This window comes from Saltatorellus ferox, assembly GCA_007751475.1.
In the GTDB taxonomy this organism is placed as follows: Bacteria; Planctomycetota; UBA1135; order UBA1135.
In genome coordinates, this window is the sequence record CP036434.1 from 2,946,971 (window position 1) to 2,970,389 (window position 23,419).

General features: G+C 67.6%; 15 protein-coding genes. 7 read left to right on the forward strand and 8 right to left on the reverse strand.

Annotated elements, in window-relative coordinates; all coding sequences use genetic code 11:
• Positions 1–5: 5 nt before the first annotated feature.
• The 4 genes from Poly30_RS10510 to trmD all read right to left on the reverse strand — a co-directional run bounded on the left by Poly30_RS10510 (position 6) and on the right by trmD (position 5,261).
• The gene (locus tag Poly30_RS10510; RefSeq protein WP_145196994.1) at positions 6–566 is read right to left on the reverse strand and encodes a LysM peptidoglycan-binding domain-containing protein; all 561 of its coding nucleotides are present in this window, start codon (positions 564–566) and stop codon (positions 6–8) included.
• Positions 567–751: 185 nt separating this feature from the next.
• Positions 752–3,730: a protein translocase subunit SecD gene (gene secD / locus Poly30_RS10515; RefSeq protein WP_145196996.1), complete on the reverse strand. Its 2,979-nt coding sequence runs from the start codon at positions 3,728–3,730 to the stop codon at positions 752–754.
• A gap of 168 nt (positions 3,731–3,898) precedes the next feature.
• Positions 3,899–4,360 carry a 50S ribosomal protein L19 gene (rplS, locus tag Poly30_RS10520; protein WP_419191227.1) on the reverse strand — a complete coding sequence of 154 codons (462 nt, stop codon included), beginning with the start codon at positions 4,358–4,360 and terminating at the stop codon, positions 3,899–3,901.
• A gap of 157 nt (positions 4,361–4,517) precedes the next feature.
• Positions 4,518–5,261, reverse strand: coding sequence for a tRNA (guanosine(37)-N1)-methyltransferase TrmD (gene trmD, locus Poly30_RS10525; protein ID WP_419191228.1), 744 nt, complete (start codon positions 5,259–5,261; stop codon positions 4,518–4,520).
• A 64-nt stretch (positions 5,262–5,325) separates the two neighbouring features.
• Between trmD and Poly30_RS10530 the strand changes: the two genes are divergently transcribed.
• Together Poly30_RS10530 and Poly30_RS10535 are read left to right on the forward strand one after the other, a co-directional pair.
• Positions 5,326–5,994 carry a riboflavin synthase gene (locus Poly30_RS10530; RefSeq protein ID WP_419191229.1) on the forward strand — a complete coding sequence of 223 codons (669 nt, stop codon included), beginning with the start codon at positions 5,326–5,328 and terminating at the stop codon, positions 5,992–5,994.
• A 1,644-nt stretch (positions 5,995–7,638) separates the two neighbouring features.
• Positions 7,639–8,691: a PRC-barrel domain-containing protein gene (locus Poly30_RS10535; protein ID WP_145197002.1), complete on the forward strand. Its 1,053-nt coding sequence runs from the start codon at positions 7,639–7,641 to the stop codon at positions 8,689–8,691.
• A gap of 70 nt (positions 8,692–8,761) precedes the next feature.
• On the opposite strand, the gene Poly30_RS10540 is transcribed toward Poly30_RS10535, so the two are convergent.
• Together Poly30_RS10540 and Poly30_RS10545 are read right to left on the reverse strand one after the other, a co-directional pair.
• Positions 8,762–9,331, reverse strand: coding sequence for a hypothetical protein (locus tag Poly30_RS10540; protein ID WP_419191230.1), 570 nt, complete (start codon positions 9,329–9,331; stop codon positions 8,762–8,764).
• Between the two features lie 41 nt (positions 9,332–9,372).
• The gene (locus tag Poly30_RS10545; RefSeq protein ID WP_419191231.1) at positions 9,373–9,975 is read right to left on the reverse strand and encodes a GNAT family N-acetyltransferase; all 603 of its coding nucleotides are present in this window, start codon (positions 9,973–9,975) and stop codon (positions 9,373–9,375) included.
• A gap of 67 nt (positions 9,976–10,042) precedes the next feature.
• On the opposite strand from Poly30_RS10545, the gene Poly30_RS10550 reads away from it, so the two are divergent.
• Complete coding sequence (locus Poly30_RS10550; RefSeq protein ID WP_419191232.1) at positions 10,043–11,536, forward strand: pyridoxal phosphate-dependent decarboxylase family protein; 1,494 nt, start codon at positions 10,043–10,045, stop codon at positions 11,534–11,536.
• A 4-nt stretch (positions 11,537–11,540) separates the two neighbouring features.
• Here the strand turns inward: Poly30_RS10550 and Poly30_RS10555 are convergent, their stop codons facing one another.
• Positions 11,541–14,753 (reverse strand): carboxypeptidase regulatory-like domain-containing protein, encoded by a 3,213-nt coding sequence (locus tag Poly30_RS10555; protein WP_145197010.1) that lies wholly within the window; start codon positions 14,751–14,753, stop codon positions 11,541–11,543.
• Between the two features lie 207 nt (positions 14,754–14,960).
• Entirely contained in the window at positions 14,961–16,241 is a 1,281-nt protein-coding gene (locus Poly30_RS10560; RefSeq protein WP_145197012.1) for an MFS transporter, read from the reverse strand.
• A gap of 845 nt (positions 16,242–17,086) precedes the next feature.
• Here Poly30_RS10560 and Poly30_RS10565 point away from each other — a divergent pair.
• From Poly30_RS10565 to Poly30_RS10580, 4 genes are all read left to right on the forward strand, one after another.
• Positions 17,087–18,529: a hypothetical protein gene (locus tag Poly30_RS10565; RefSeq protein ID WP_145197014.1), complete on the forward strand. Its 1,443-nt coding sequence runs from the start codon at positions 17,087–17,089 to the stop codon at positions 18,527–18,529.
• 39 nt (positions 18,530–18,568) lie between these two features.
• A complete protein-coding gene (locus Poly30_RS10570; RefSeq protein ID WP_419191233.1) occupies positions 18,569–18,703 on the forward strand; it encodes a DUF4197 family protein in 135 nt (44 codons plus the stop codon).
• A 169-nt stretch (positions 18,704–18,872) separates the two neighbouring features.
• Complete coding sequence (locus Poly30_RS10575) at positions 18,873–20,603, forward strand: hypothetical protein (protein ID WP_145197018.1); 1,731 nt, start codon at positions 18,873–18,875, stop codon at positions 20,601–20,603.
• A gap of 448 nt (positions 20,604–21,051) precedes the next feature.
• Positions 21,052–23,343, forward strand: coding sequence for an FdhF/YdeP family oxidoreductase (locus tag Poly30_RS10580; protein ID WP_145197020.1), 2,292 nt, complete (start codon positions 21,052–21,054; stop codon positions 23,341–23,343).
• The last annotated feature ends 76 nt before the right edge of the window (positions 23,344–23,419 follow it).

Here is a 23,419-nt window from a genome sequence, read left to right on the forward strand (position 1 = left end):
CCCCGTCAGCGGTCGGGGAAGAGCACGGCCGCGTCCGGCAGAAGGATCGTCTTTCCAACGCGGATGGCGTTCGGACTCTTCAGGTCGTTGTACAGCGCCACGGCCTCGACGAGCTTGTGGAGCGGTCGTTCGTCGTAGTGCTTTCGGCAGATCTCGCCCAGCGAGTCGTTCGGCCGGACGATGTATTCGAAGTCGCGGGCGTAGCGCGGCGCGACGGTCGCCTCGACCCCCACGGGGCGTATCGAGCTCGGATCGACTGCGCTCCGTGAGGCCACTCCAGCACTTCCCTCCTCGCCGCCACGGTACGTCGCGGATCCGTCGAGGAAGTCCATGCTCGATCCCGGGCGCAGGCTCGGCGGCGGCTCGGGAATCGGCAGCGGTTCCGATCCGCTGGGACGACCGAGGATCAACCGGCTCCAGCCAGCCGTGTCGGCGTTCGCGGCGTCGGCCGGAGCCGCGTACCGCAGGGAGCGGCGGCTCTGCAGCTCGGCGGTCGTACGGTTCTGCCACGACGCCGCCATGACGAAGAGGCAGCCGAGTACGAGGAGTCCGATGAGCGCGCGCATGGTGGGGAAAGGATTGTGCACCTTGCGGGCGCCGCTGCCCAGCCTCCGCCGCTGTTCGCCGGTAAGGATCGGATCACGCGGATAGAGAGCGGGCCCGCCTGCACCCCGGGTCGGGGTGCGGGCGGGCCCGCTCGCCATCGATTCGCAGCGCGTCCTCTGTCCGGGCGCGCCAGCATTCGCCTCGATCAGGCGTCAGCGCTCTTCAGCGAGGGCGTCGCGGCGCCTTCCACCGGCTCGTTCGCCAGTCGGTCGAGGCGCTTGCCCTCGAGCCAGAGGAGCGCCGGGCTCGCGATGAACATCGACGAGTAGGTACCGACGATCACACCGATGATGACCGCGTAGGAGAAACCCTCGAGGTCGCTTCGGCTGCCGACGTTGAAGAAGAACAGGATCATCACGGTGATCATCGTCGTGAGCGACGTGAGGACCGTACGGGCCAGGGTCTGGTTGATCGAGCGGTTGATGATCTCCGAGAGCTTGATCTTGCCGGAGAGCGGCTTGAGGTTCTCTCGGATACGGTCGAACACGACGATCGTATCGTTCAGCGAGTAGCCGATGATGGTGAGGAACGCGGCGATCATGACCAGGGAGACCTGGGCGTTGATCAGCTGGGTCTTGATGGCGATCGCCAGGAAGCCGACCGTCATGAGCACGTCGTGCAGGAGCGCGATCACGGCCGCGAAGCCGTAGCTGTACTCCGCGAAGCGGAAGCGGATGTACATGACGACCGCGAACAGCGAAAGGATGATCGCAAGGATGGCGTCGTCCCGGAGCTGCTGCACAACCTGCGGGCCGACCGACGCGGACTGCGGAATCGGCTGCGCGAGGGTGAAGTCGACGCCGTTCGGGTCCTTCTTGTTGGCGAACGCGTCCAGGATCTTCTGGCCCGCGACGTTGCTCGACATCTTCTCCGGCGTTTCGAACCGGAACGTCCGCTGGCTGCCGTCGACGGGAGTGACGGTCAGGTCGCCCATGTCGGTGCCGCTGAGCACCGCCTGGATGTTCTCCGCCGTGTGCTCGTTCTCGAAGTAGATCGTGCCGCTCGTGCCTGTCCCGTTCTCGTCGAAGACGAAGCGGTTGGGGGCGAGGAAGTCGACGAGCCGGGTCTCGACCTCGGCGCGGTACTTGCCCGCGGCCGCGCTGTCGGCGGTCTCCTCGGACTTGAACTCGACCTGGAACTTCCGGTATCCGCCCTCAGCGGCCGACGAGAGGAGCGGCTGGACCGTCGCCGAGGTGAAAACATCACCGAGGCCGGCGATCTTCGACGCGACGGACTCCTGGGTCTCCGCCTTGGCCGTCGTCAGCTGCATCGAGTTGCCACCAAGGAAGTCGATGCTGTACTTCTCGACCCGTGGGATGGTGGAGAAGAAGACCACGCCGAGCACGATCAAGACGGCGGAGCCGATCATGGACTTCTTGGCAATGCCCATGAAGTCGATGTTCGTGTCCTGGACGGCGCGGGCCATGTCCCAGCGCTCGACGCCCTTCTCGAGGGCGTAGTGCACCATGACGCGGGTCACCACGAGGGCCGAGAACATCGAGGTCAGGATGCCGACGATGAGCGTCGTCGCGAAGCCCTGGACCGGACCCGAACCGAACTTGTAGAGGATCACGGCCGTGATCAGCGTCGTCAGGTTGGCGTCGACGATGGTCGAGAGCGCGTTGGCGAAACCGTCCTTGGCGGACTGCGCCGGACGGCGACCCTTGAGAGCCTCCTCGCGGATTCGCTCGTAGATGAGGATGTTGGCGTCGACCGCCATACCGACCGTCAGGATGATGCCCGCGACGCCCGGGAGCGTGAGGGTCGCCTGGAGGACGGCCATCGCGCCCATGAGGAGCACGAGGTTGAACACGAGCGAGATCGCCGCGTAGACGCCGAGTCGCTTGTAGTACACGGCGATGAAGGCGAGCACCGCAACGAGGCCGATCACCACGCTGAAGAAGCCCTGCTTGACGTAGGTCGCGCCGAGGGTGGCGCCGACCGTCTCGCGGTCCTCGAACTGGGGCTCCAGGTCGAGCGAGCCGGAGTTGAGCACGTTGACGAGGTCGTTGACCTCGGCCTGGGCGAAGCCGAAGGAGCCGCCCGTGATGATGCCGCCGGTCCGGAGAGGCTGGTTGAGGTTCGGGTCCGTCACGATCTCGTTGTCGATCACGATGGCCATCTGCTCGCCTTCGTGCTCGGTCGTGAACTGCTCGAAGTCTTCGTGGCGGTTCGTGGCGATGTCGAAGCCGACGGCCGGGCGGCCGTTGCGGTCGAAGCTGCCGAAAACACGCGTGAAGTCGCTACCCGAGAAGATCCACTTCGGGTTGGACTCGACGATGAGGGCGACCAGGCGATCCGCGACCTGGGTGTCGGCGTTCGAAGCCTCCAGCTTGCGAGGGAAGAACCTGAGGCGGCCGAGGGCTGTCTCCGGGTTCTGCTCGGCGAGCTTGGCGTTGTAGTCGGTGATGCTCGCGTTCGGGTTGGCGCGGGACCACTCACGGGCCTTGTCGGTCTCGGTGGTGAGGTCGAACCCGCCGGCGGCGTCCGCAGTGGTCGCGTGCATCATCACCTCCATGCGACCCGTGTTCTCGATCAAGCTCCGCCAGGGGTCGCTCGCCTCGAGATCAGTGGCTGCGCCCGCCGGAATCGCCGCGCGCTCCGTGGGGTCCACGAAGGTGACGCTGTAGAGGGTCTTTCCGATCCGGCGACCGTAGCGGAGCGTCTTGCCCGCGACCTGGATCCGGCCGCCCGAGGCGGGGAAGTCCGCCGCGCTGGTGTCATCCGCCAGCACGAGGGCGCTATCATCGCCCTCGACGGTCGCGCCGACCTTGAAGTCCTGGGCCAGGGTGGAGTTCGCCTTCTTGGCGACGACCGACTCGCTGCCAGGCAGCTCGATTACGATGCGGTTCGAGCCCTCCTTGCGGAGCGTGACGCCCTTGACACCCTTCGGGTCGACGCGTTCACGCCAGACCTTGATGATCTCTTCGATCGCGGCGGCGTCGGTCTGACCATCGGGGATCAGCTTCTCCGCGCGCGCCTTCTCCAGATCGACGCTGTAGGTGAGTCGGGTGCCACCCTGGAGGTCCAGTCCCAGTCGGAACGGGAGCAGGAGCAGCGAGATCACAGCGACGGCGAGCGCGCCAAAGATCAGGATGAGCTTGCGGTTGAGATTGTCGACCATGGAACGATTGCGGCTGCGCGGAGCCTTTTGGGCGTCCCTGGGGAACGCCCGGTGCGCGACCGGTCAGACCTCGGGTTCCGAATCCTGGGTTGCCCAGGATCCGGAACGTCATGGCCCGGTCGCGCGGGGGAGGGGAGGGGAGGGGAAGCGGCGTGGGCGGGCTACGATCTACTCGTCGCCAGCGCTCGCGGCCTCGGCCGCCTTGGCCGCCGCAGCGGCTTCGGCGCGGCGTGCCTTCTCGGCCTCGCGCTCGTTCCGGACCTTGTCGCCAAGACGCTCCTTGGTACGCGTCGACTTGCCGACGCGATCGCGCATGTAGTAGAGCCTCGACCGACGGACGCGGCCGCGCTTGGTCACGCGGATGTCGTGGACGCGGGGGCTGTGCAGCGGGAACGTACGCTCGACGCCCTCGCCCTGAACGATTCGGCGCACGACCATCGTCTTGCGGATGCCTCGGCCCTGGATCGTGAGGATCAGGCCCTTGAAGGTCTGGATCCGCTCCTTCTCGCCCTCGCGGATGAGGTAGTCGATCTCGACGTCGTCGCCGACGTTGAGGTGGGGAAGGGTGCCCTGGGGCTTGCCGAGTTCGGACTCGATTTGTGCGACGATGTTCATGGTGGTGGTTGGCATGGCGACGGGCCGGGACGCGCATCGTGGGCCGAGCGGAAGTGCTCGGAGCCGATCGCGACGCGGGTAGGTGCGCCTGTTCCGTGGGTGACGAGACCGTCTCGCCCCCAGAGGGAACGCCCTTGCTTGGGGCTTGGATTCAGATTGTGTATCGGGTCGATCAGCGTTCGTCAGAACTCTGATTGTATTTCGTGCCAGCGTGTGACGACTCTTCCTTGGCTTTCGTGCGCGCTTCGCTCTGCGCGCGGCGCCATGCGTCGATGCCTGCGTGATCGCCGCTCAAGAGCACGTCCGGAACGCCGATGCCGCGGAACACGCGCGGGCGCGTGAAGTGCGGGTGGTCGAGGCCGCCGCCGTTCGAGTAGCTGTCTTCGACGGCGGAGCGATCGTCGCCGAGCACGCCGGGGACGAGCCGCGCTGCGGCTTCGATGACGACGAGTGCGCCGAGTTCGCCGCCCGCGAGGACGAAGTTTCCGATGGAGAGGCGTTCGAAGTCGAGCAGCGTGAGGGCGCGATCGTCGAACCCCTCGTAGCGTCCGCACAAGAGGAGGACAGGTCGGGGATCGGTGTCGCCGGAGGATCCGGTGAGGGCCGGGGCGGCCAGAGCTTCCGCGTGGCTTTGATCGAACGTGACGCCGTCGGGGGTCAGCGCGATGCGGCGGTGGGGCCCGTACCGACCTTCGAGCCATTCGACGGCTTCGACGATGGGTTCTGGTTTCAGAACCATGCCGGGCCCGCCACCGAAGGGGCGGTCGTCGACGGTCCGGTGCCGATCGCGGGTGAAGTCACGGAAGTCCACGACGCGGGTCTGCACGAGGCCGCGGGCGCGAGCGATCCCGAGGACGCCCACGTCGAGGTAGGACTCGACGGCATCGGGGAAGAGTGTGAGGATGGAAAAGAGCACCGGTTGGCACGGTAAAAGGCCCAGCAGGGTAGAGCCGGGGCTCCTGGCGGTCAATGATCGGGCCATGTTCACTGGATTAGTTGAAGCCGCCGTCCCGGTCCGTGCCTTCGTCAAGCGGGGGACGGGCGCCCGTCTGATCCTCCCCGCGCCCCGCGAGGAGGACCTGGCCCTGGCCCCCGAAGCTGGATCCTGGGGCGGAGCGACCTCCGACGAGCCCTGGGAGGCCGGTATCGGGGATAGTATTGCCATCGCGGGGGCCTGCCTGACGGTCGCTGAACTTCTGGACCCCCCGGACGGGGCCAAGAAGCCCGATATGGCCTTCGATCTGACCCAGGAGACCCTGGACCGGACCTGGCTCGCCGCCCTCGAGCCGGGCCGCATCGTCAACCTGGAGAGGGCCCTCAAGCTGGGCGCCCGCCTCGGCGGCCACATGGTCAGCGGCCACGTGGACGTCTGCGGCCACGCCGTGGGCCGCGAGGACGTGGGCGATGGCGGGGCTGTTTTCACCTTCGAGGTCCCCGAGGGCTTCGAGCGCTTCCTCATCGACAAGGGCAGCATCACCATCGATGGGATCAGTTTGACCGTGGTGTCCCCCCAGGGGCGCCAGTTCCAGGTGGCGGTCATTCCGCATACCCTTCAGCGGACCCATCTGGGGCACCTGGCGGCCGGGGACCCGGTCCACCTGGAGGCTGACCTGGTGGCTAAATGGGTGGAGAGGCTGGTGGTTCGGTAGGTCGGGGTTGGGCTCCGGGCTCTGGGCACTGGGCTTTGTACGTCAGCCAAAGCTCGAGCCCGAGACCGTCCCCCGCGTCCGCAGGACGCCCGGGCCCTACCTCGGCCCCGCAGGGGCTGAGCGGCCCGCGCGAGGCTCGCCCTCGCGGCCCGTGCGGCGAGCACGCCCGCCCGGCGAGGGCGCCTGCGCGGCGAGCGCGCCCGTCCGGCGAGGACGCCTGCGCGGCGAGCGCCAAGCGATGCAATCGCTATTTCGCCGTCAGGCGAAATGCCAGAGATACTGCGCGCTGCCACAGCGATCGGGCGGCTCGGCTCCACTTGCCTTGGCAGCAGTCCCGCCCGCTGCCGACTTCCCGATACCGACTACCTGCCGTTCGCGCGAAGCGTCGAACGCGTGGGCTGAGGCTTCCCGGTAGCGGCTGGTGGGCAGCCCGTTAGCGGATGCCCGAGCAGTCCCGCCCGTGGCTGACTTCCCGATACCGACTACCTGCCGTTCGCGCGAAGCGTCGAACGCGTGGGCTGAGGTCTCCCGGTAGCGGCTGGTGGGCTGCCCGTTAGCGGATGCCCCAGCAGACCCGCCCGTGGCTGACTTCACGATACCGACTACCTGCCGTTCGCGCGAAGCGTCGAACGCGTGGGCTGAGGTCTCCCGGTAGCGGCTGGTGGGCAGCCCGTTAGCGGATGCCCCAGCAGACCCGCCCGTGGCTGACTTCCCGATACCGACTACCTGCCGTTCGCGCGAAGCGTCGAACGCGTGGGCTGAGGCTTCCCGGTAGCGGCTGGTGGGCAGCCCGTTAGCGGATGCCCGAGCAGTCCCGCCCGTGGCTGACTTCCCGATACCGACTACCTGCCGTTCGCGCGAAGCGTCGAACGCGTGGGCTGAGGTCTCCCGCTGACGACTTCGGTCCTGCCCGCTGGAGCGCTCGCCCGCATGGGCGAGCTGGGCGGATGTCGGACTTGTCGTTCAGACCTCAGACCTCAGACCTCAGACCCGCCAAGCTCGCCCCTGCGGGCGAGCGCTCCAGCGGACAGCCCACAAGCCGTCAGCGGGAAGCCTCAGCCCACGCGTTCGGCGCTTCGCGCGAACGGCAGGCAGTCTGTGTCGGGAAGCCGGCAGCGGGCGGGTCTGCTGCCAAGGCAAGTGGAGCCGAACCGCCCTATCGCTGTGACAGCGCGCAGTATCTCTGGCATTTCGCCTGACGGCGAAATAGCGGTTGCACCGCTTGGCGCTCGCCGCGCAGGCGTCCTCGCCGGACGGGCGCGCTCGCCGCGCAGGCGCCCTCGCCGGGCGGGCGTGCTCGCCGCACGGGCCGCGAGGGCGAGCCTCGCGCGGGCGGCTCAGCCCCTTCGGGGCCGAGCGAAGCCCGTGCGTCCTTCGGACGCTTGGGACGACTGGGTCGGGACGACTGGGTCGGGACGACTGGGTCGGAACGACAGGGTCAGGACCACGGGATACCGGGTCAAGAGACGCAGTGTCCTGACCAACCCGTCAGTTACACCCCGCCGCATGAGACAAATCGCATCCAATCCCCATCACTTCCTGAGTCCTGAGTGCTCTATTCCCGCCGAGCTACCGCACCAACCGCCCGGCACCGCGGTCCGACATCCCAGCCCGCCGGGCAGGCTCCCTTTCCAAGAAAGACCCATGAAGACCCAACGACTTTCCATCGCACTCGCCGCCTGCCTCATCGGTACCTCGGCCGTTTCCTTCAGCCAGGAGCCGGTGAAGACCCCGGACCAAAAGCCCGCACGCCAGCGCCGCGTCGATGGTGCCGAAGCCGAAGCCGGCCGCCCGGGCATGGGGCAGCGCAACCTCTTCCTTCCCAGCACCGAGGTCATGGGCCACGCCGTGACCGCCATGGCCGGTGAAGCTGCCGTTGAACTCGGCACCGTCGCCAACCTCGTCGTCGACACGAAGGACGGATCGATCAGCCACGTCATCATCCAGGGAGGCGAGAAGACCTCCCAGCCCGGACAGCTTCGGGCCGTTCCTTTCGATGCGCTGAACTGGAGCGCGGGTGAAGACGGCAAGAACACCGCGGTGCTCGACCTCGATCCGCGCGCCTTCGACGCCACGCCCGCTTTCGATCCGACCATGATCGATCAGCTCACCGGTTCCAGCGCGGTCGACGCCGCTGCCAAGCGTCTGGGCGACGCTGGCAAGGACATGACCGACGAGCAAAAAGCCGAGATGAACAAGAAGGCTCGCGAGGCCACCGCGGGCGCCGTCCGGAGCGTCCTGGCCACGAACCTGGCCGGCGTCGGTGTCCGTGCCAAGGACGAGCGCCAGCCGTTCAGCCGTCTCAGCAACCTCATCGTCGACTGCGGCCGCGGCCAGATCGCCTTCGCCACCGTCGTCACCGGGGAAGGCAACTACCTCGTGCCGTTCCAGGTCCTCGAGGTCGCCTCGACTCCAGGTGCCGACGGCGCCGCTGCGACCTACTCGGTCATCGCCCCGACGAACGCGGAAGGCATGGTCGGTGCTCCGATGATCAACGCCGATGCCGAAGAGACCGCCAGCAACCCGCGCTTCCGCGCCAGCGTCTACAAGCACTACGGCGTCGACGCCCCGATGGGCCGCCGCGGCAAGAAGCGCGACGGTGACATGGAGCGCGGAGAAGGCCCCGGCAAGGAACGCGCTCGCGCTCCCAAGGAAGGCAAAACCCGCAAGATCAAGAAGGACGACGGCGGCCGCTGATCCCGAGGTTCCCTGAAACGCACGGCGCCGCCGCGCTTCCTTCGGAGGCGCGGCGGCGCTTTTCGTCAGGTCAACGGAGCTCGGCCAGCGCCGACCGAAGCGCGATCAGCGTCGCGGCCGAAAACCCGGCGTCGTGGAACCACCGGATCACTCCTTCGCCGTCGAGCAGAAGCACGCGCGCGTTACGCGGCCGCTCCGTCCCCGTCACCTTCGCGATCGTGTCCGCGGTCTTCCCGTAGGTCGTCACGACCGCACCCCACTCGGTCTGCGGGATTCCCTTGCGCATGCCGCTGTCGATGAAGCCCGACGCCAGGCTGGCCGCCATCCCACGGGCCGCTGGCACCTCGCGCAGCGCGACTCCGAGCTCGGCGTCCAGCACGCCGAAGAGCCAGCGGTCGATGTCGAACTGCGCGTCCTGAACGTAGCCGACGAGCAGCAGCAGCGGCGCGCCCGCGAAGTCCCCGGGGATCCGCACCTCGCCGCTTCCCTCGCCCTCCGCATCCAGAGGAGTGGCTTCGATGGTCGGGAAAACCTCGCCGATGGGATTCCTGTTGGGAACGGGCGAGGAGCACCCGCCGAAGCTGAAGAGAGCGGCGGAGAGAAATCCGACGAAGAGGACGGTGAAGAGAAGCTTGCGCATGACGCTGATCATAGCGCCCGGCGTCGCCCGCGGGGCGGCCGTCACCTGCGCCCCAGCCGAGCGCGCAAGCGCTCGCTCAACATCGGCCATTCATCGTCCAGGATCGAGTAGTACACGGAGTTCCGCACGCCTCCTCCTGCCGTGACCATGTGCTTCCGGAGCGTCCCTTCGAACTTGGCGCCGAGCGCCTCCATCGCGTTCCGCGAGCGCTCGTTCCGCTCGTCCGTCTTCAGCTCGACGCGGCGGAGGCCGAGCGTTTCGAAGGCGAAGGTCAGCATCAGGAGCTTCGCCTCCACGTTCGCTCCCGTCCGCCACTGCGCCGGCTCCAGCCAGGTCCAGCCGATCTCCGCCCGCAGATCCGCCAGGGCCACGTTCGCGAAGCGGGTGGAGCCGATGATCGCTCCGGTCTCCGTCAGGCGCGTCGTGAAGGGAAGCGCCCGCATGGCGGCGCGCTCCGCGAGGGCCGTCTCGACGTAAGCCGCCATGTGGGCTTCGCTCTCCATCGGCTGCGCGTTGAAGGTCCAGATCCGAGGGTCGAGGCCCACGCTCGCCAGCCCGGAGGCATCTTCCCGGCGCAGTGGCGACAGCGTCACGCGCGCTCCGAAGAGGCTGCGATCGAAGTGAGGCAATAGAGCGTCGTTCATGGCAGCCAGACTACCGGAACACCTCATCCGGATATCCGCGGATCTTACCGGGGGCTACTCTCTCGCCATGACGAGCCCATACGACGAGGAACTCCGCCAGCTTTCCGCCCTGGAAGCCAGGAGCCGCGAACTCCAGGAACCCGCCGAGGTCCGGCGGGAATGGACCGACCTCGCCGTCGAGTTCGTCCACGGCGTGGTGGACGGGCTGGACGAGCGGCGCGCCTGGGAGACCGAAGGCGGAGCACGCGAGGAGCTCCTCGCCCTGGGCGTCCCCGAAGAGCCCGCGAGCGCTGCGACCGTCATGGACCTCGTGGAGCGCGAGATCGACGGGCCGGGCCTCCAGCCCGCGTCGGGCGGGCACCTCGGCTACATCCCCGGCGGCGGCGTGTTCCCGGGAGCGCTGGGGGACCTGATCGCCGCGGCCACGAACCGTTACTCGGGGGTTCGCTACGCAGGCCCCGGCGCGGTCGCGGTCGAGAACCTGATGCTGCGCTGGCTTCGGGACGAAATCGGTCTTCCGAAGAGCGCCCACGGAACGCTGACCTCGGGCGGCTCCATCGCGACGCTGGTGGCCTTCGTCGCCGCGCGTGACGCGAAGGGAATCCGCGCGCGCGACGTCGAGCAGTCGGTGGTCTACACGACGAGCCAGGCGCACCACTGCGTCGCGAAGGCCCTCGCGATCGCGGGCCTCTCGGAGTGCGTCCAGCGGACCCTTCCGGTCGATGCCCGCTACTCGATGGACGTCGAAGCGCTGCAGGCCCAGGTCGCCGCGGACCGCGCGAGCGGCCTCACGCCGTTCCTGCTCGTCGGCACCGCTGGCACGACGGACACGGGCGCTGTCGATCCGCTGAACGCTCTCGCAGACATCGCCGCCCAGGAGAACCTCTGGTACCACGTGGACGGAGCCTACGGCGCAGCGTTCGCGCTCGTGTCGGAGCTCCGTTCGAAGCTTGCAGGCATCGAACGCGCCGATTCGGTGGTGATGGATCCCCACAAGGGCCTCTTCCTGCCCTACGGAACGGGCGCCGTGCTCGTGCGAGACCCCGCGCACCTCGCCCGGAGCCACGGCCACCGCGGCGCGTACCTCCAGGACATCACCGACATCGAGGACGAGCCCTCGCCCGCCGATCTCTCGCCGGAACTCACGCGTCACTTCCGCGGCCTCCGGATGTGGCTGCCGCTCGTGCTCCACGGCGCGCAGAGGTTCCGCGCCGCGCTGCACGAGAAGCACCTTCTCGCACGCTACTTCCACCGCCGCGCGAGCGCACTCGGCTTCGAGGTCGGTCCCGAGCCCGCGCTGTCCGTCGCGCTGTTCCGCTGGGTCCCGCCCGCCGAGGCCCCCGTCGAAGAGGTCAACCGGATCAATGCCGACATCCTGAAGGCGGTGCTCGACGATGGCCGGGTGTTCCTGTCGTCCACGCGCATCGAAGGCCGCTTCTGGATCCGCGCGGCGATCCTGTGCTTCCGGACCCACCGCGAGCACGTGGATCACGTGCTCGGAATCCTCGAACGGGTGACCCAAGAGCCTCGACTTGCGTGGGCGCCGCCTGCACCGAAATAGCCCATCAGCCGTCGACGGTCACGCGCGCCTTCGCGCCCGCTTCCAACCGGACCTGCAGCGGCCTCGAAGTGAACTGCGCCCTGTCACTGACGTCGGTGAAGCGCAGCTCGAGCTTCCGTACCGTGACGGGGACCCCCGGGAACAGCAGACGAAGGTGCCCTTCCGGGTCGGCCGTTTGACGATCCCGTGAAATGGCTCGTGCGTGCTGGATGGGGGCCATGGCAGGTCCCCGATCCGTGTGGTAGTGGAGCGACGCCAGGGAGGACCCAGAGGGCAAGATCTCACGGGGAAAGGCCACCTCCAGCACGCCAGTTTCGACCGAAATTTCCAGGGGCTCTCCGTCATGAGTGGCGAAGGTCCATGTCCCGTCGAACTCCACGACCTGACCCGACATGACCGTCTGCCCGGCGGGCGTGTCGATCCTGGTCACGTCCGCTCCATCGGCATGGATCAGGCAGGCGATGTAGGGAGTATCGGGGGTCAGTGCCGCAGTCGCCTCGCTGGCCGATGGGGTGCTTGTCATGGCCAGCACAGGGTCGCCGTCTCCGGGGAGCGCCGGTACGAGGAGCAGACGGAACTGTTCCTGGAGCACGCCGTTGAGGCGAAGTGTGACGCTTTTCAGAAGCTGGGGCTCCTGGGCGGCGCGCAAGGTCCAGTCCCGGGTCTCCCCGGGTTGGAGGAAGAGCAGCTGGTCTCGCCAGCGCTCGGTGCCCCCGCTGAGTCCCCGAATCCGTACGAGGTGCGGGCCAGGCAGGAGCTCCCGCAGCTCGAACGAGCGATCCATGCGCACGCTCACGGGCTGTCGATCCTGGGTGGCGGCGGTCACGGTGGCCCGACCCAGGCTGCTCTCGTCCGCTCCCGCGATTTGACCGCGCAGGCGGCACGTTGCCACGACCTCGAGGTCGCCGAGGTCCACGGGCCCATCGGCTGGCCGCGCAAGCTGAACGGCGGACCGCGCGGCGAGACCAGGAGCGATCGACGCCACCACGCGAGTCAGCTGACCCGTCGGGACCTCGAGCTGGAAGCGACCACCGGCGTCGGCGGTCGCTGGCGTGACGCCGTCCACCAGGAAGAGGTGATCCACGGGCAGCTCGTCGACCTGGACCGCATCGAGCGGCCTCACCGAGCGGTAGGTCTTGAGCCAAGCGGCTGTACTCGGCAAGGCGCGCCAATCGCTGGTACGAGGGGAATGGAGCTGCCCCACGCTCATTCTCTGCATCCAGAGGCTCGCATGGGGGACGGGAGCTCCACCATGAACGACGCGTCCCGTGATCGAGACAGTTCGGTTGGGTCGGAGCCGTATGCGCTGCCCTTCCCCCGCAAAGGCCGACGCACTGACGCGCCGCTGGACCTCCTGGTAGCCGGGTGCCCAGGCGCGCAGCCTGTCCAGCCCCGCCAGGCCGCGAATCTCGACGGATCCAGGCGGAAGCGGTGGACCCCCCTCGGGCCGCACTTCGGGCGCCCTCGCCAGCGAGGCACCCAACGGCTCCTGGGACGCCTGATGGGACTCTTTCAGGGTCAGCCTCGCGTTCTCGATGGGGGCGCCGGACTCGGCGTCGACGATCGTGAAGCGCCCGACGCTCCCGAGCGGAGCCAGCCGTAGCTCGACGACGGCGCCGGGTTCGAACTCCACGGCGAGGCCCGGCCGGTAGCCATTCGCCACGGCGCGGATCGCCTGGGCGCCCGGGCGGTCGAGTGGCAGCTCGAACGAGCCATCGCCAAGGCTATGGGTGCTGGCCCGACCCGGTCGTGGTGAACGCAGCGCCGGTGCGCTCCGAGGCTCAGTCAGCTCGATCCGCGCGTCGGCGACGGGCTCTCCTCCGTCGTCGAGGACGCGGCCCGTCACGATGTCACCTGGGCGCAGCGAGACTTGACCCACGTCGCGGAACTCACCGGGCGTCACCTCCAGGTGGACCTTGGACGCGAGGTATCCGGGAGCTTCGCAAAGTAGATCGAGTTCACCTGGCCGAAGGCTCGCGATCTGGAAGTGACCGTCGGGTCCGGTTTCTGCGAGCCGCTGGTTCACCGTGGACCAGACCTGCGCCCCACCGATGGGCAAGCCGCCGGCGTCCAGAATCGTCCCCGTGACGCCGCCGGCGGAGCGCATGACCAGTTCGCCGAGATCGACGAAGGGCTGGTCCAGCGACGCAAAAGTGGACTGTTCGAAGGCGCCAGCGAGACGCTGGGTCCGCTGGTAGAAGGGAGGACATTCCACCGAGATGGTGATGCTCGCGCTCTCTTGCTCCGGGCATTCGAGCGTGAAGGTGCCGTCGCTTGCGGAAACGGCGCTGACGTCCCACGAGGAGTGTTCGCGCAACCTGACGTCAGCGCCGGCCACGCCTCGACCGGACGCATCCACGATGCGGCCGGCGACCCGCACGGTGGGAACGCTGGGGAGCGGCTCGGAAGAGTCGCGGGCCATCCCGGCTGGCGTGCGTTCGCTCCGGCTCATCCCCTGCGGCTCTGGCGAAGTCTCCGCCTCGCCAGCGTCGGCAAGCGTCGTCGCGCTCGACGCGGTTGCGGCGTTGGAGGGCGCGCTGGAAGCGTCAAGAGATGCGGGTCTCTCGTCGGAGGCGTGACCCGAAAGTGAGATCCAGAAGAGTCCGAGGGCCACCGCGGCGATTGCGCCTGTGAGTTTCATCATGATCACTACCCCGGGTACCAGGAGGAGTCGTGCCGGCGCGCTGCCGGCGGCGAAGAACGCAAGGGCCTGGAGTTCGCCGCCGCGCTCCAGCGTTTCCCTGAGCCGCGCACGCCCCTTGCGCAGCCGCCAGCGAACGCTGTCCTCGGCGATCCCGAGGCGCGACGCCAGTTCGGATACGCTGATCTCCTCGCCGTAGTGAAGCAGCAGCGTGGAGCGAAGCGGCTCATCCAGTTCGCGCACGTGGCGCCAGAGCGTGGCGCAGTGTTCTCCCTGCACCAGGAGATCGGCGGTGGACGGTAGCTCGCCCCGACGCGCTCCCTGGGCCTCGTGCCATCGACGCCGCGTTTCACTGCGCCGGCGCCGAAACATGGCGCTCTTCAGGGAACGGATCAGTGAGCCTCGATCCGGTGGTGCCTGGGAGCCCCCCGACCGCGCGGCCTTCACGGCGCTGATCCAGGCTTCCTGGCAGGCATCATCGATCAGGCCGGGGTCCCGGGCGAGCCGCTCCGCGAAGCGTCGTAGCCAGACGAAGTCCTCAGGGAAGGCAGGTTGGGATGGGAAGGGAGCGTCCATGCATCACCTGGGCTCCCGTCAGCGCGGAAACGCGAACAGGACTTCGGGAATTCTCGGCATCAGAAGCCCTGTCGTCCTGGAGAGACCGGCATGGGGCCGCCGAGAGTGACTTTTGCGGCCCATGGTACGCCCTCTGTCGGCCCTGACCTTCCACCGTTCTCAAAGCGATCCACCGCCCGCGGGCCCAAGTGGCTCGACGCTCCTTGACTACGACGTGGTCGGCGCCTGCCGCGGGGGCGAGGTATTCCGCAAGCCCCTGAGGGGAACCAGCGCGATCAGTGAGGCAGCCGCCATCGCCATCATCGCCGCTCCGTAGCCGTGATCGGCCTGCAGAATACCGGCGACGCGTCCGGCCCAGGCCTCGCACGCGTTCGTCATGCCCATGAAGGCGCTGAAGATGGTCGCCGCGAGCGGGCCGGCCGCGTGGCCCATGAAGAGCGCATAGCTGGCTGCCGTCATCGCGCCGAGGGCGAGGTAGACGCCGCCGTAGCCCGCCAGGGCCAGCGGCGGGGAGCCTGCGTTCAGAAGCGCTGCCACGGCGACGACGAGGGCGACGGAAACGAGCGTGAGGGAGGTGGCGCGCAGGGCGCCCACGCGTCCCGCAAGCCAGCCTCCTGCGACGGCCCCAGCCGCCATCAACCCGGCGCTGATCAAGCGGAACGTGGCGATGCCGTCATCCGTCAGGCCGCGGTCCACGAGCCAGCTGCCCGAGAGGGAGCCCGCTGCCTCGAAGCCCGCGCCGCCGATCAACGCCACGGCCACGAGCCGCAGGACGGAGCGGCTGGTGATCAGTGATCGAAGGGCCGCCAGGGTGGATCTCCAGCTCGGCCGCTCCTCGACGTGGGCTCCCTCGCGCGCAGGACTCGCTGAAAGCGGCGCGAACACGACCATCGCGAGCGTGATGCCGAGCACGGCGAGCAGCATCGGAACGGCGACGCCGTTCGCATCACCCGCCGAGAGGTACAGCACGCCGGAAGAGAAGAGCACGCGCCCGCCGATCATGCCGACCTGCATGGCGGCGTTGAGTTCCCCGCGCTCTTCCTCTGGAACGGCGCGAATCGCCCAGCCGTCGATCGCGACGTCCTGGGTGGCGGCGAAGAAGGCGTGGGTGAGTAGAAGTCCGTAGAGAAGGCCCCAGTCGTTCGCAGGATCGAGCCCGAGGATCGGCACCAGCGTCGCGATCATCCCGAGCTGCGCCAGGATGACCCAGCCACGCAGGCCGAACCGCGGCCCGCGCAGGAGGTCGACCGCGGGCGCCCAGAGGAACTTCAGCGACCAGGGAATGGCGAGGGCCGACGTCAGCGCGGTGATCTCGACCACGCTGATCTCCGCCCGCCGAAGCTGCGTCGGTAGAGTCCACCAGAGCCAGCCGATGGGGGCGCCTTCGCTGAAGTAGAGGAGCGCGAAGAAGAGCTGCCTCCGGCGTCGGCCCGGTGCCGCAACGGGGGCGGTACCGGGGCCAGGAGTCGGCTGGGGGACCGTGGACATCGAGCCAGGGTAGCAGAGACGCCGCGGGTCGAAGATCGTCGGAGCTGCGCCCTTCGCCGCCCTGCCTGACTACTTCTCTTCTTCGCCATCCATGGGGCGCCGTCATCGATGCTGATCACTCCTGCGTCGATGATTTTGCCCGAGGCGGATTCGATCCGCTCCACGACGAGATCAACGGGCACGCTGTTCGGCCGCACGCCGCTATGGGTTGCCATGGTGCGGGTCGTGGCTCCGGTCCATGCGCGGACGACCAGTTCCCAATCGTCGGCGGCCTCGTCCGCGGGGTAGGGAATCGCCGTGAGTCGGAAGGGTCCGTCCTCACCCGTGACGCCGTCGTTCGACCTCAGCGGAGGGCAGAACGCGGCGACGATCATGCCTGACACGCCGTAGCCGTCCTCATCGATCGTGTGTCCGCAGATCGTGCGGCCTGCCTCGAGCAGTACCCGCAGGCCCTCGATGAAGCTTTGCAGGATGCTGACCGCCTCAGCACCACGCGCCAGCTCCTCGGACCAGCCAGCTCGATGGGCTCGCTGCGACGAGCTCGACGCCGATGGGATGCGACCCGCCGCTGGGGAACGGTGGAGAGCCACGCGCGTACGTCGCGGACGTCCTCAGCGGATCGGGGATTCCCTGGGCGCGCGACCTTCCCTTGTGAGGAATCAACGGAGCACGCGAAACGCCGTCGGGCTACCAGGGGATGGTCGTGGGTGTCGTAGTCGGTGATCGGATTGCCGGGTGCTATTTTCCGGAATTGTGGTTGCAAGGTTGTTGGCCGCGGTAGCTTGGATCCATGGCGCGCGCCAGGACCTACCCTGGCGCGCTCCCAGCTCGAACCCCTGAACACCATGAAGCTCGCACTGCTGGCGCTCTTGTCACTGGCCGCCACCGCGGCCGCCCAGTCGCCCCCGACCCCCAGCGCCCCGGCTCCGGGCTCCCCGGCCCCCCTCATGGAGAAGCCCGAGCGCCAGCTCTCGCCAGCGAGGCATGCTGGCACCTACCACGTCACGACGGGAACATGGACACGTCGTACCTCGAGTACGGCGGCCTTCGGGCCGGACGTCGTCTACGACAACACGGCGTACTCCGGGTACTTCACGTCTGCCGGAAGCGTGGGCGGCTTCATGAGCGGCGGCATGGTCGTGGATGAAGGTGGGCTGCCTGGCACGGCGAACGGTCATGCCTTTCCCGGCACCCCCGACCGGGACCTCTACTCCGTCGATGGCTTCGAGATCAGCTACTGCGACATGAACGGACCGGGTACGTCGGGCTGGGAGATCAGTTTCTACCAGTCCTACGAGCCCTGCGAGTTCCAGCCGTCGCTCATCCCCGATGCAACCGTCCGCCTGACGGGGCTTCCTGCGAACGGCGGCTGCTGGGTGATGCAGATCGACCTCAGCGGCGGATCTGAGTTCTGCATGGGCGCGGACGGTGGCCACGCGAATCCCCTCTGGGAGGATGATCCCGAGAAGGACTCCTTTGGATGGAGCACGCACTACCTCGGTTCGGGCACGCAAAGCGCGGGCTTCATGCTGGCGGGTGATCCGCTGTCCACCGATCCGGGATTCGTGCTCGCGGGGCCCTTCTCCGTTCCCACGTTCGGAGCGGGGACCTACTTCGGCCCCACGAGCGCGTGCGGGAATCCCACTGGATACCTCACCAGGGACATTCTCTCGTTCCGTCCGGCCAGCGGGACCGGGTACGCCTCGTGCAACTCGTATTTCTATCGCAACCAGAACCCCTGTAGCGGCACATCGGGTCCGTATTCGTCCTTGCACCTGCGCTTGTCGGCAGATTCACAGGCACCTAGCGGGAGCCTCTGCAGTTCCAGCTGCACGGAGACGGTCGGGATCGGAACGGCGTACTGCTCCCAGCCGAACACATCGGCCGGGCGTCCGGGCCTCCTCTGCGCTGGCGGTTCCGCGGCCGTGGCCGACGCCTACGTGATCCTGCATGCGGCCCGACTTCCCACGGGCAGCTTCGGCTTCTTCATCACCTCCTTGACCCAGGGCTTCGTGGCGCAGCCGGGTGGAAGTCGCGGCAACCTTTGCCTCGGTGGCGATATCGGTCGTTTCGTCGCGCCCCATCAGATCCGTGTGGCCAACGAAGCCGGGACCTTCGCGCTGGACACGCGGGTTGGCGACTGGAGTGTGACCAGCATTCCGATCTCGACGGGAAATTACGCCGCGTCAGCGGGCGTGACGTCGAACTTCCAGGCCTGGTTCCGAGATGTGTGGAATCAGCAGCCGACTTCGAACTTCACGAACGCTTCCGCCATCACCTGGGAGTGATGGCGGAATGGAGGAGGGTTGTCGAGGCCGGGGCGCGTCGTGCACTACGCGACCGAAAGGGCGCTCGATGGCCTCTTTGCGAAAGTGGCCGAGGAAGAGGCCGCGATCCGAACGGATCCAGTGGCGCGGACCACCGATCTCTTCAAACGGGTCATCGGGAACAGAGGCTTGTGAGAGACCAAGACGCGATGGGGTCCTTGGCCGTCCTGTTGCGCGACATCCAGCTCGAGTCCGGGCCGTCGGCTGGCTTTGGGACGTAGGGAACCGATTTTCGGGGACCGTGCTAACCTACTCCTCCGAGATTTGTTCGCAATTCCCCGCCCAAACCTGAACAGGTACTTCCATGAATGGTCTCGCCGCGCTCGCCCTCGTCTCCGTCCCTCTCTCCGCTGCTCCCGCCCTGGCCCAGTACGGACCCACTTGGTCCGATGCGGAGCTGCTCCCCGGTGTCAGAACCGTACTCCACTACGGCGTGCACGCCCTCGACGACGGAGGCGCCATGACCTTCGTGGGCGAGGCGCCTCCCACGGCCGGCGGGTTCCCCGATGAGCTCGTGGTGACCCGCTACGATCGAGACGGAGGGATCGAATGGCGCGCGCGAGAACCGATCACTCCGTTCATTCCTTTCCCGGGCTTCGGACCCGCGGAGCCGACCCTCGACGTCCGAGGGGACGGCACTTCGGCCTTCGCCGTTTCGAGTGGCGACGATCTGCAGGTCCTCGTCTTCGGTCCGGACGGAGCGGTGCGGTGGCGCACCATCCTCCAGGCGACCCGCACCGCCTACTACCTGACGGCCGTCAGGCCCTTCGTGGACGCCGGCGGTGAGGTCGTGCTCGCCACGCGCGAGTCGCGCGCTTTCTTCGACTGGACGACCGACGCGGAGCTGATGGCCATCGAGCGCTTCGACGCGAGCGGCGCGTCGGTCTACCGCGTTGAATCCCTGGGCCGCCAGCTCGAGGCCTTCATGGGGACGCCTTCCGGCGACGCCCTGATCGTATCGAACGACAGTGCCTCACCGTTCGCCCCCTGGTTCCGTGAAATTCGGCGCTACGACCGGGCCGGCAACGTGGTGTCGATGGCGAACCAGGCCGGAGACTCGCAGCTCTTGAATGCGATGTATGACCCGCGCACCGATGGTGTGCTCTTCGTGACGCAAGGCGCTGCCGCCGGAGGCGGAACGTCGCTCGAAGTGGAGGTCTACAGCGCCACGGGCTCCCCCTTGGCCACCGGAGCGTTCGGGACTTCGAGCTTCGGCACGCTGGGCTCCGCGATCGATGTCGCGTCAGGGATCGCGTACTTCGGAGGGATCGACGGAACGTTCGGGGAGGTCGTCGGCTACGACCTCGGTGCGAACGAAGTGGTCTCGGCGTTGTTCTCCGGGGCGAACGCCGTGACGGTGATCGGTCTACGTCCCGGCGGCGGTCTGGTGACGCTGGAGAGCCGGTCCACCGGCGCCCACGTGGCGGCCGTCTCCGCGACGGGCGTCCGGCTGTCGTCCACGTCGATCGCGCCGCTCGATCAGGCTCCCGAGCTCACCCAGGCGTACGCGGCTGGCGCCGACGGCCGCTTCTGGTTCGCCGAAGCTCGTTCGCGTGTCCTGGGTTCTGGCGTCCCGTCGTCGCGGCACGTCGACCAGTGGGTCGAGGGAGTCGCTGGAACGGAATACTGCTCGAGCCCGGCCAATTCGACCGGAAGCCCTGGCCACCTCGTGGCGCGCGGGAGCGATGTCGCGACGGAGAACCGAATCACGCTGGCCGCCGATAGCCTGCCCCCGTTCCAGCTCGCGCTGTTCCTCGGGAGCCAGACCCAGGGGCTGACGCCGGGCGTGGGCGGCGGCCAGGGCACGCTGTGCCTCGGCGGAGCCATCGGTCGCTACGTCGCGCCGGGTCAGGCCAGGCCGATCGAGCCCGACGGGCGGACGTCCCTGGAGATTGACCTGACGGAGATCCCGACGCCGACGGGGTTCATCGCGCTCGCAGCGGGCCAGACCTGGAACTTCCAGCTCTGGCATCGCGATGCGAACCCCTCAGGTACGTCGAATCTGACGAACGGCGTCCAGGTGATGCTGCAGTAGCAGGCCAAATCCGAAGGGCCTGGCCTGCATGATTCGCGAGACGAAACCGCCAGAGCGCCCAAACGGCGCCGTGGCGGCGTTTGGGCGCATTGGCGATTCCCTCTCGCGAACAATGCAGGCCAGGAGTCTGCGCCACAGAAGGCGATTCCGCGAGCACCGCCAGGATTCGCGCTCGCGGCGTTGCGCCAAACCCCAATGGCATCAAAGTCTGCGCCAGACCTGGTTGGGAGGGATGACCCAGTTGGTTGAACCGGTTGGATGGCGGGTGGCGCCAGTGGGCGGGTTACCGGAGCCTTCCGAGAGCGGGATGCATCGGGGGGGAGCCTGCCACCGAAAGCAAACCCGGAGGCGACTTGAGACGTTCTTGAACCCCAGAGTGTCCCCTCCGACCCCACGCCAGCCGTCCGCGCACGTTCGCCGGGCAGCCCTCTGCACGAAGCACTGCACCATGCAAAACGAGCTCACCCCGGAACGCCTCTCGAAACTCGAGGTCAATGAACGTCCCTCCCAGGCGGCGGGCCTCCGGGCCGTCAAGGTCTCGCTGCAGCACGTCGAGGAGTATTCGGCTCTCGGGGACAGCATGAAAGCGCTCCTCAAGATGAATCAGAAGGGAGGCTTCGATTGCCCCGGGTGCGCATGGCCGGATCCTGACGGGCGGCGAAGTGCCATCGGGGAGTACTGCGAGAACGGTGCCAAGGCGATCGCCGAGGAAGCGACGAACCGGCGCGTCGGGCCCGAGTGGTTCGCCCGGCACAGCGTCGCCGCGATGGGGGAGATGACCGACTTCGAGCTCGGGAAGTCGGGACGTATCACCCATCCGATGTATCTCGCTCCGGATGCCACGCACTACGCGCCTGTCAGCTGGGAGGAGGCCTTTCGCCTCATCGCAGAGCAGCTTCGAACGCTCGACCCCGACGAGGCGATCTTCTACACCAGCGGGCGCGCGAGCAACGAGGCTGCGTTCCTTTACCAGCTTTTCGTGCGCCAGTACGGCACGAACAACCTGCCCGACTGCTCCAACATGTGCCATGAAAGCACAGGGCACGCTCTCGCCGAGGTACTCGGGCTGGGCAAGGGGACCGTCACGCTGGAAGACGTCCACGACGCCGAACTCCTGATCGTGGTGGGCCAGAATCCTGGCACCAATCACCCGAGGATGCTGTCAGCGCTCAAGGAATGCAAGGACCGCGGCGGTCGCATGATCAGCATCAACCCGCTGCCCGAAACGGGGCTGATGGGCTTCATCGATCCCCAGAGCCCACTCAGTATTCTGAAGCGTGGTACGGACCTGAGCGATCTCTTCCTGCAGGTCAGGATCAACGAGGACATCAGCCTCGTACGTGCGATCTGCAAGCTTCTCTGGATGGAAGAACAGGCCGCTCCCGGCACGGTGTTCGACGAGGAGTTCATCGAGGCTCACACCTCCGGGTTCGGGGAATGGACCGCGATGCTCGACGCCACGGACTTCGACGAATGCGTCGCCGCCAGCGGCGTCCCGGCACCGAAGATCCGCGAGGCGGTCGACATGATCGCCCGTTCGAAGAAGATCGTGCTCAGCTACGCGATGGGTCTCACGCAGCACGAGAACAGCGTGGACGTGATCAAGGAGATGGTGAACCTGCTGCTCTGCATGGGGGCGATGGGGAAGCCGGGCGCCGGGATCTGTCCGACGCGCGGCCACTCCAACGTGCAGGGCGACCGCACGGTGGGCGTCTGGGAGAAGCTGACCCCCGAGCTCCGGAAGAGTCTCCAGAACTACTTCAACTTCAAGCCGCCGGAGCACGATGGATTCGACGTCGTGAACAGCCTCAAGGCGATGCACGAAGGCAAGGCGAAGTTCTTCATGGGGCTCGGCGGCAACATCATCTCGGCCGTACCCGATACGGTCTACGCGGCGAAAGGGCTACGCCAGTGCGAGATGACCGTGCACGTCAGCACCAAGCCGAACCGGAGCCACGTCGTTCACGGGAAGAAGGCGCTGATCCTGCCCTGCCTGGGGCGGACCGAGAAGGATGTGCGCGCGAGCGGTCCGCAGTTCGTGAGCTGCGAGAACTCGATGGGCGTCGTCCAGTCGAGCCAGGGCGTCCTCGAGCCCCGGGGGCCTGAGTTGCGCAGCGAGGTGGCCATCCTGTGCGGGCTGGCGGCGGCGACTCTTCGCGGGAACACGACCGTCGACTGGGAGGAGATGGCAGGCAACTACGACCGGATCCGCGACGCCATCGCGGCGTGCATTCCCGGGTTCGAGCGCTACAACGAGAAGGTGCGGGAGCCCGGTGGCTTCTATCTGCCCAACGGACCGCGCAATCGTCGCTTCGCCACGTCGGACGGCAAGGCGCAGTTCAGCGTCACCGATCGAAGCCATCACGCGCTCGGGAGGGACGAGTTCCTGATGATGACGGTGCGCAGCCACGACCAGTACAACACGACGATCTACGGCATGAACGATCGCTACCGGGGGATCCACGGCGAGCGACGCGTCGTGATGATGAGCGAGGAGGACATGGCGCGGGCCGGGTTCGAGCCAGGCGCCAGCGTGGACCTTTCGAGCGAGTACGACGGCGAGGTCCGAACGGCGCGCCTCTTCCAGGTCGTGCCTTACCCCATCCCCCCCGGCAACGTCGCCACGTACTTCCCCGAGGCGAACGTGCTTGTGCCCATCACTCGGACGACGCGGGGCAGCAACACGCCGATCTCCAAGTCCGTCAGGGTCCGGGTCCAGAGACACAAGGCGATGGAGTGAGAGGGCGCAATCGTTCCCCCGTGAGGCGAGTCAGGTGAAGTCTCGAGAGCACCGCCGCTCTGGCCCCTGAACTGGA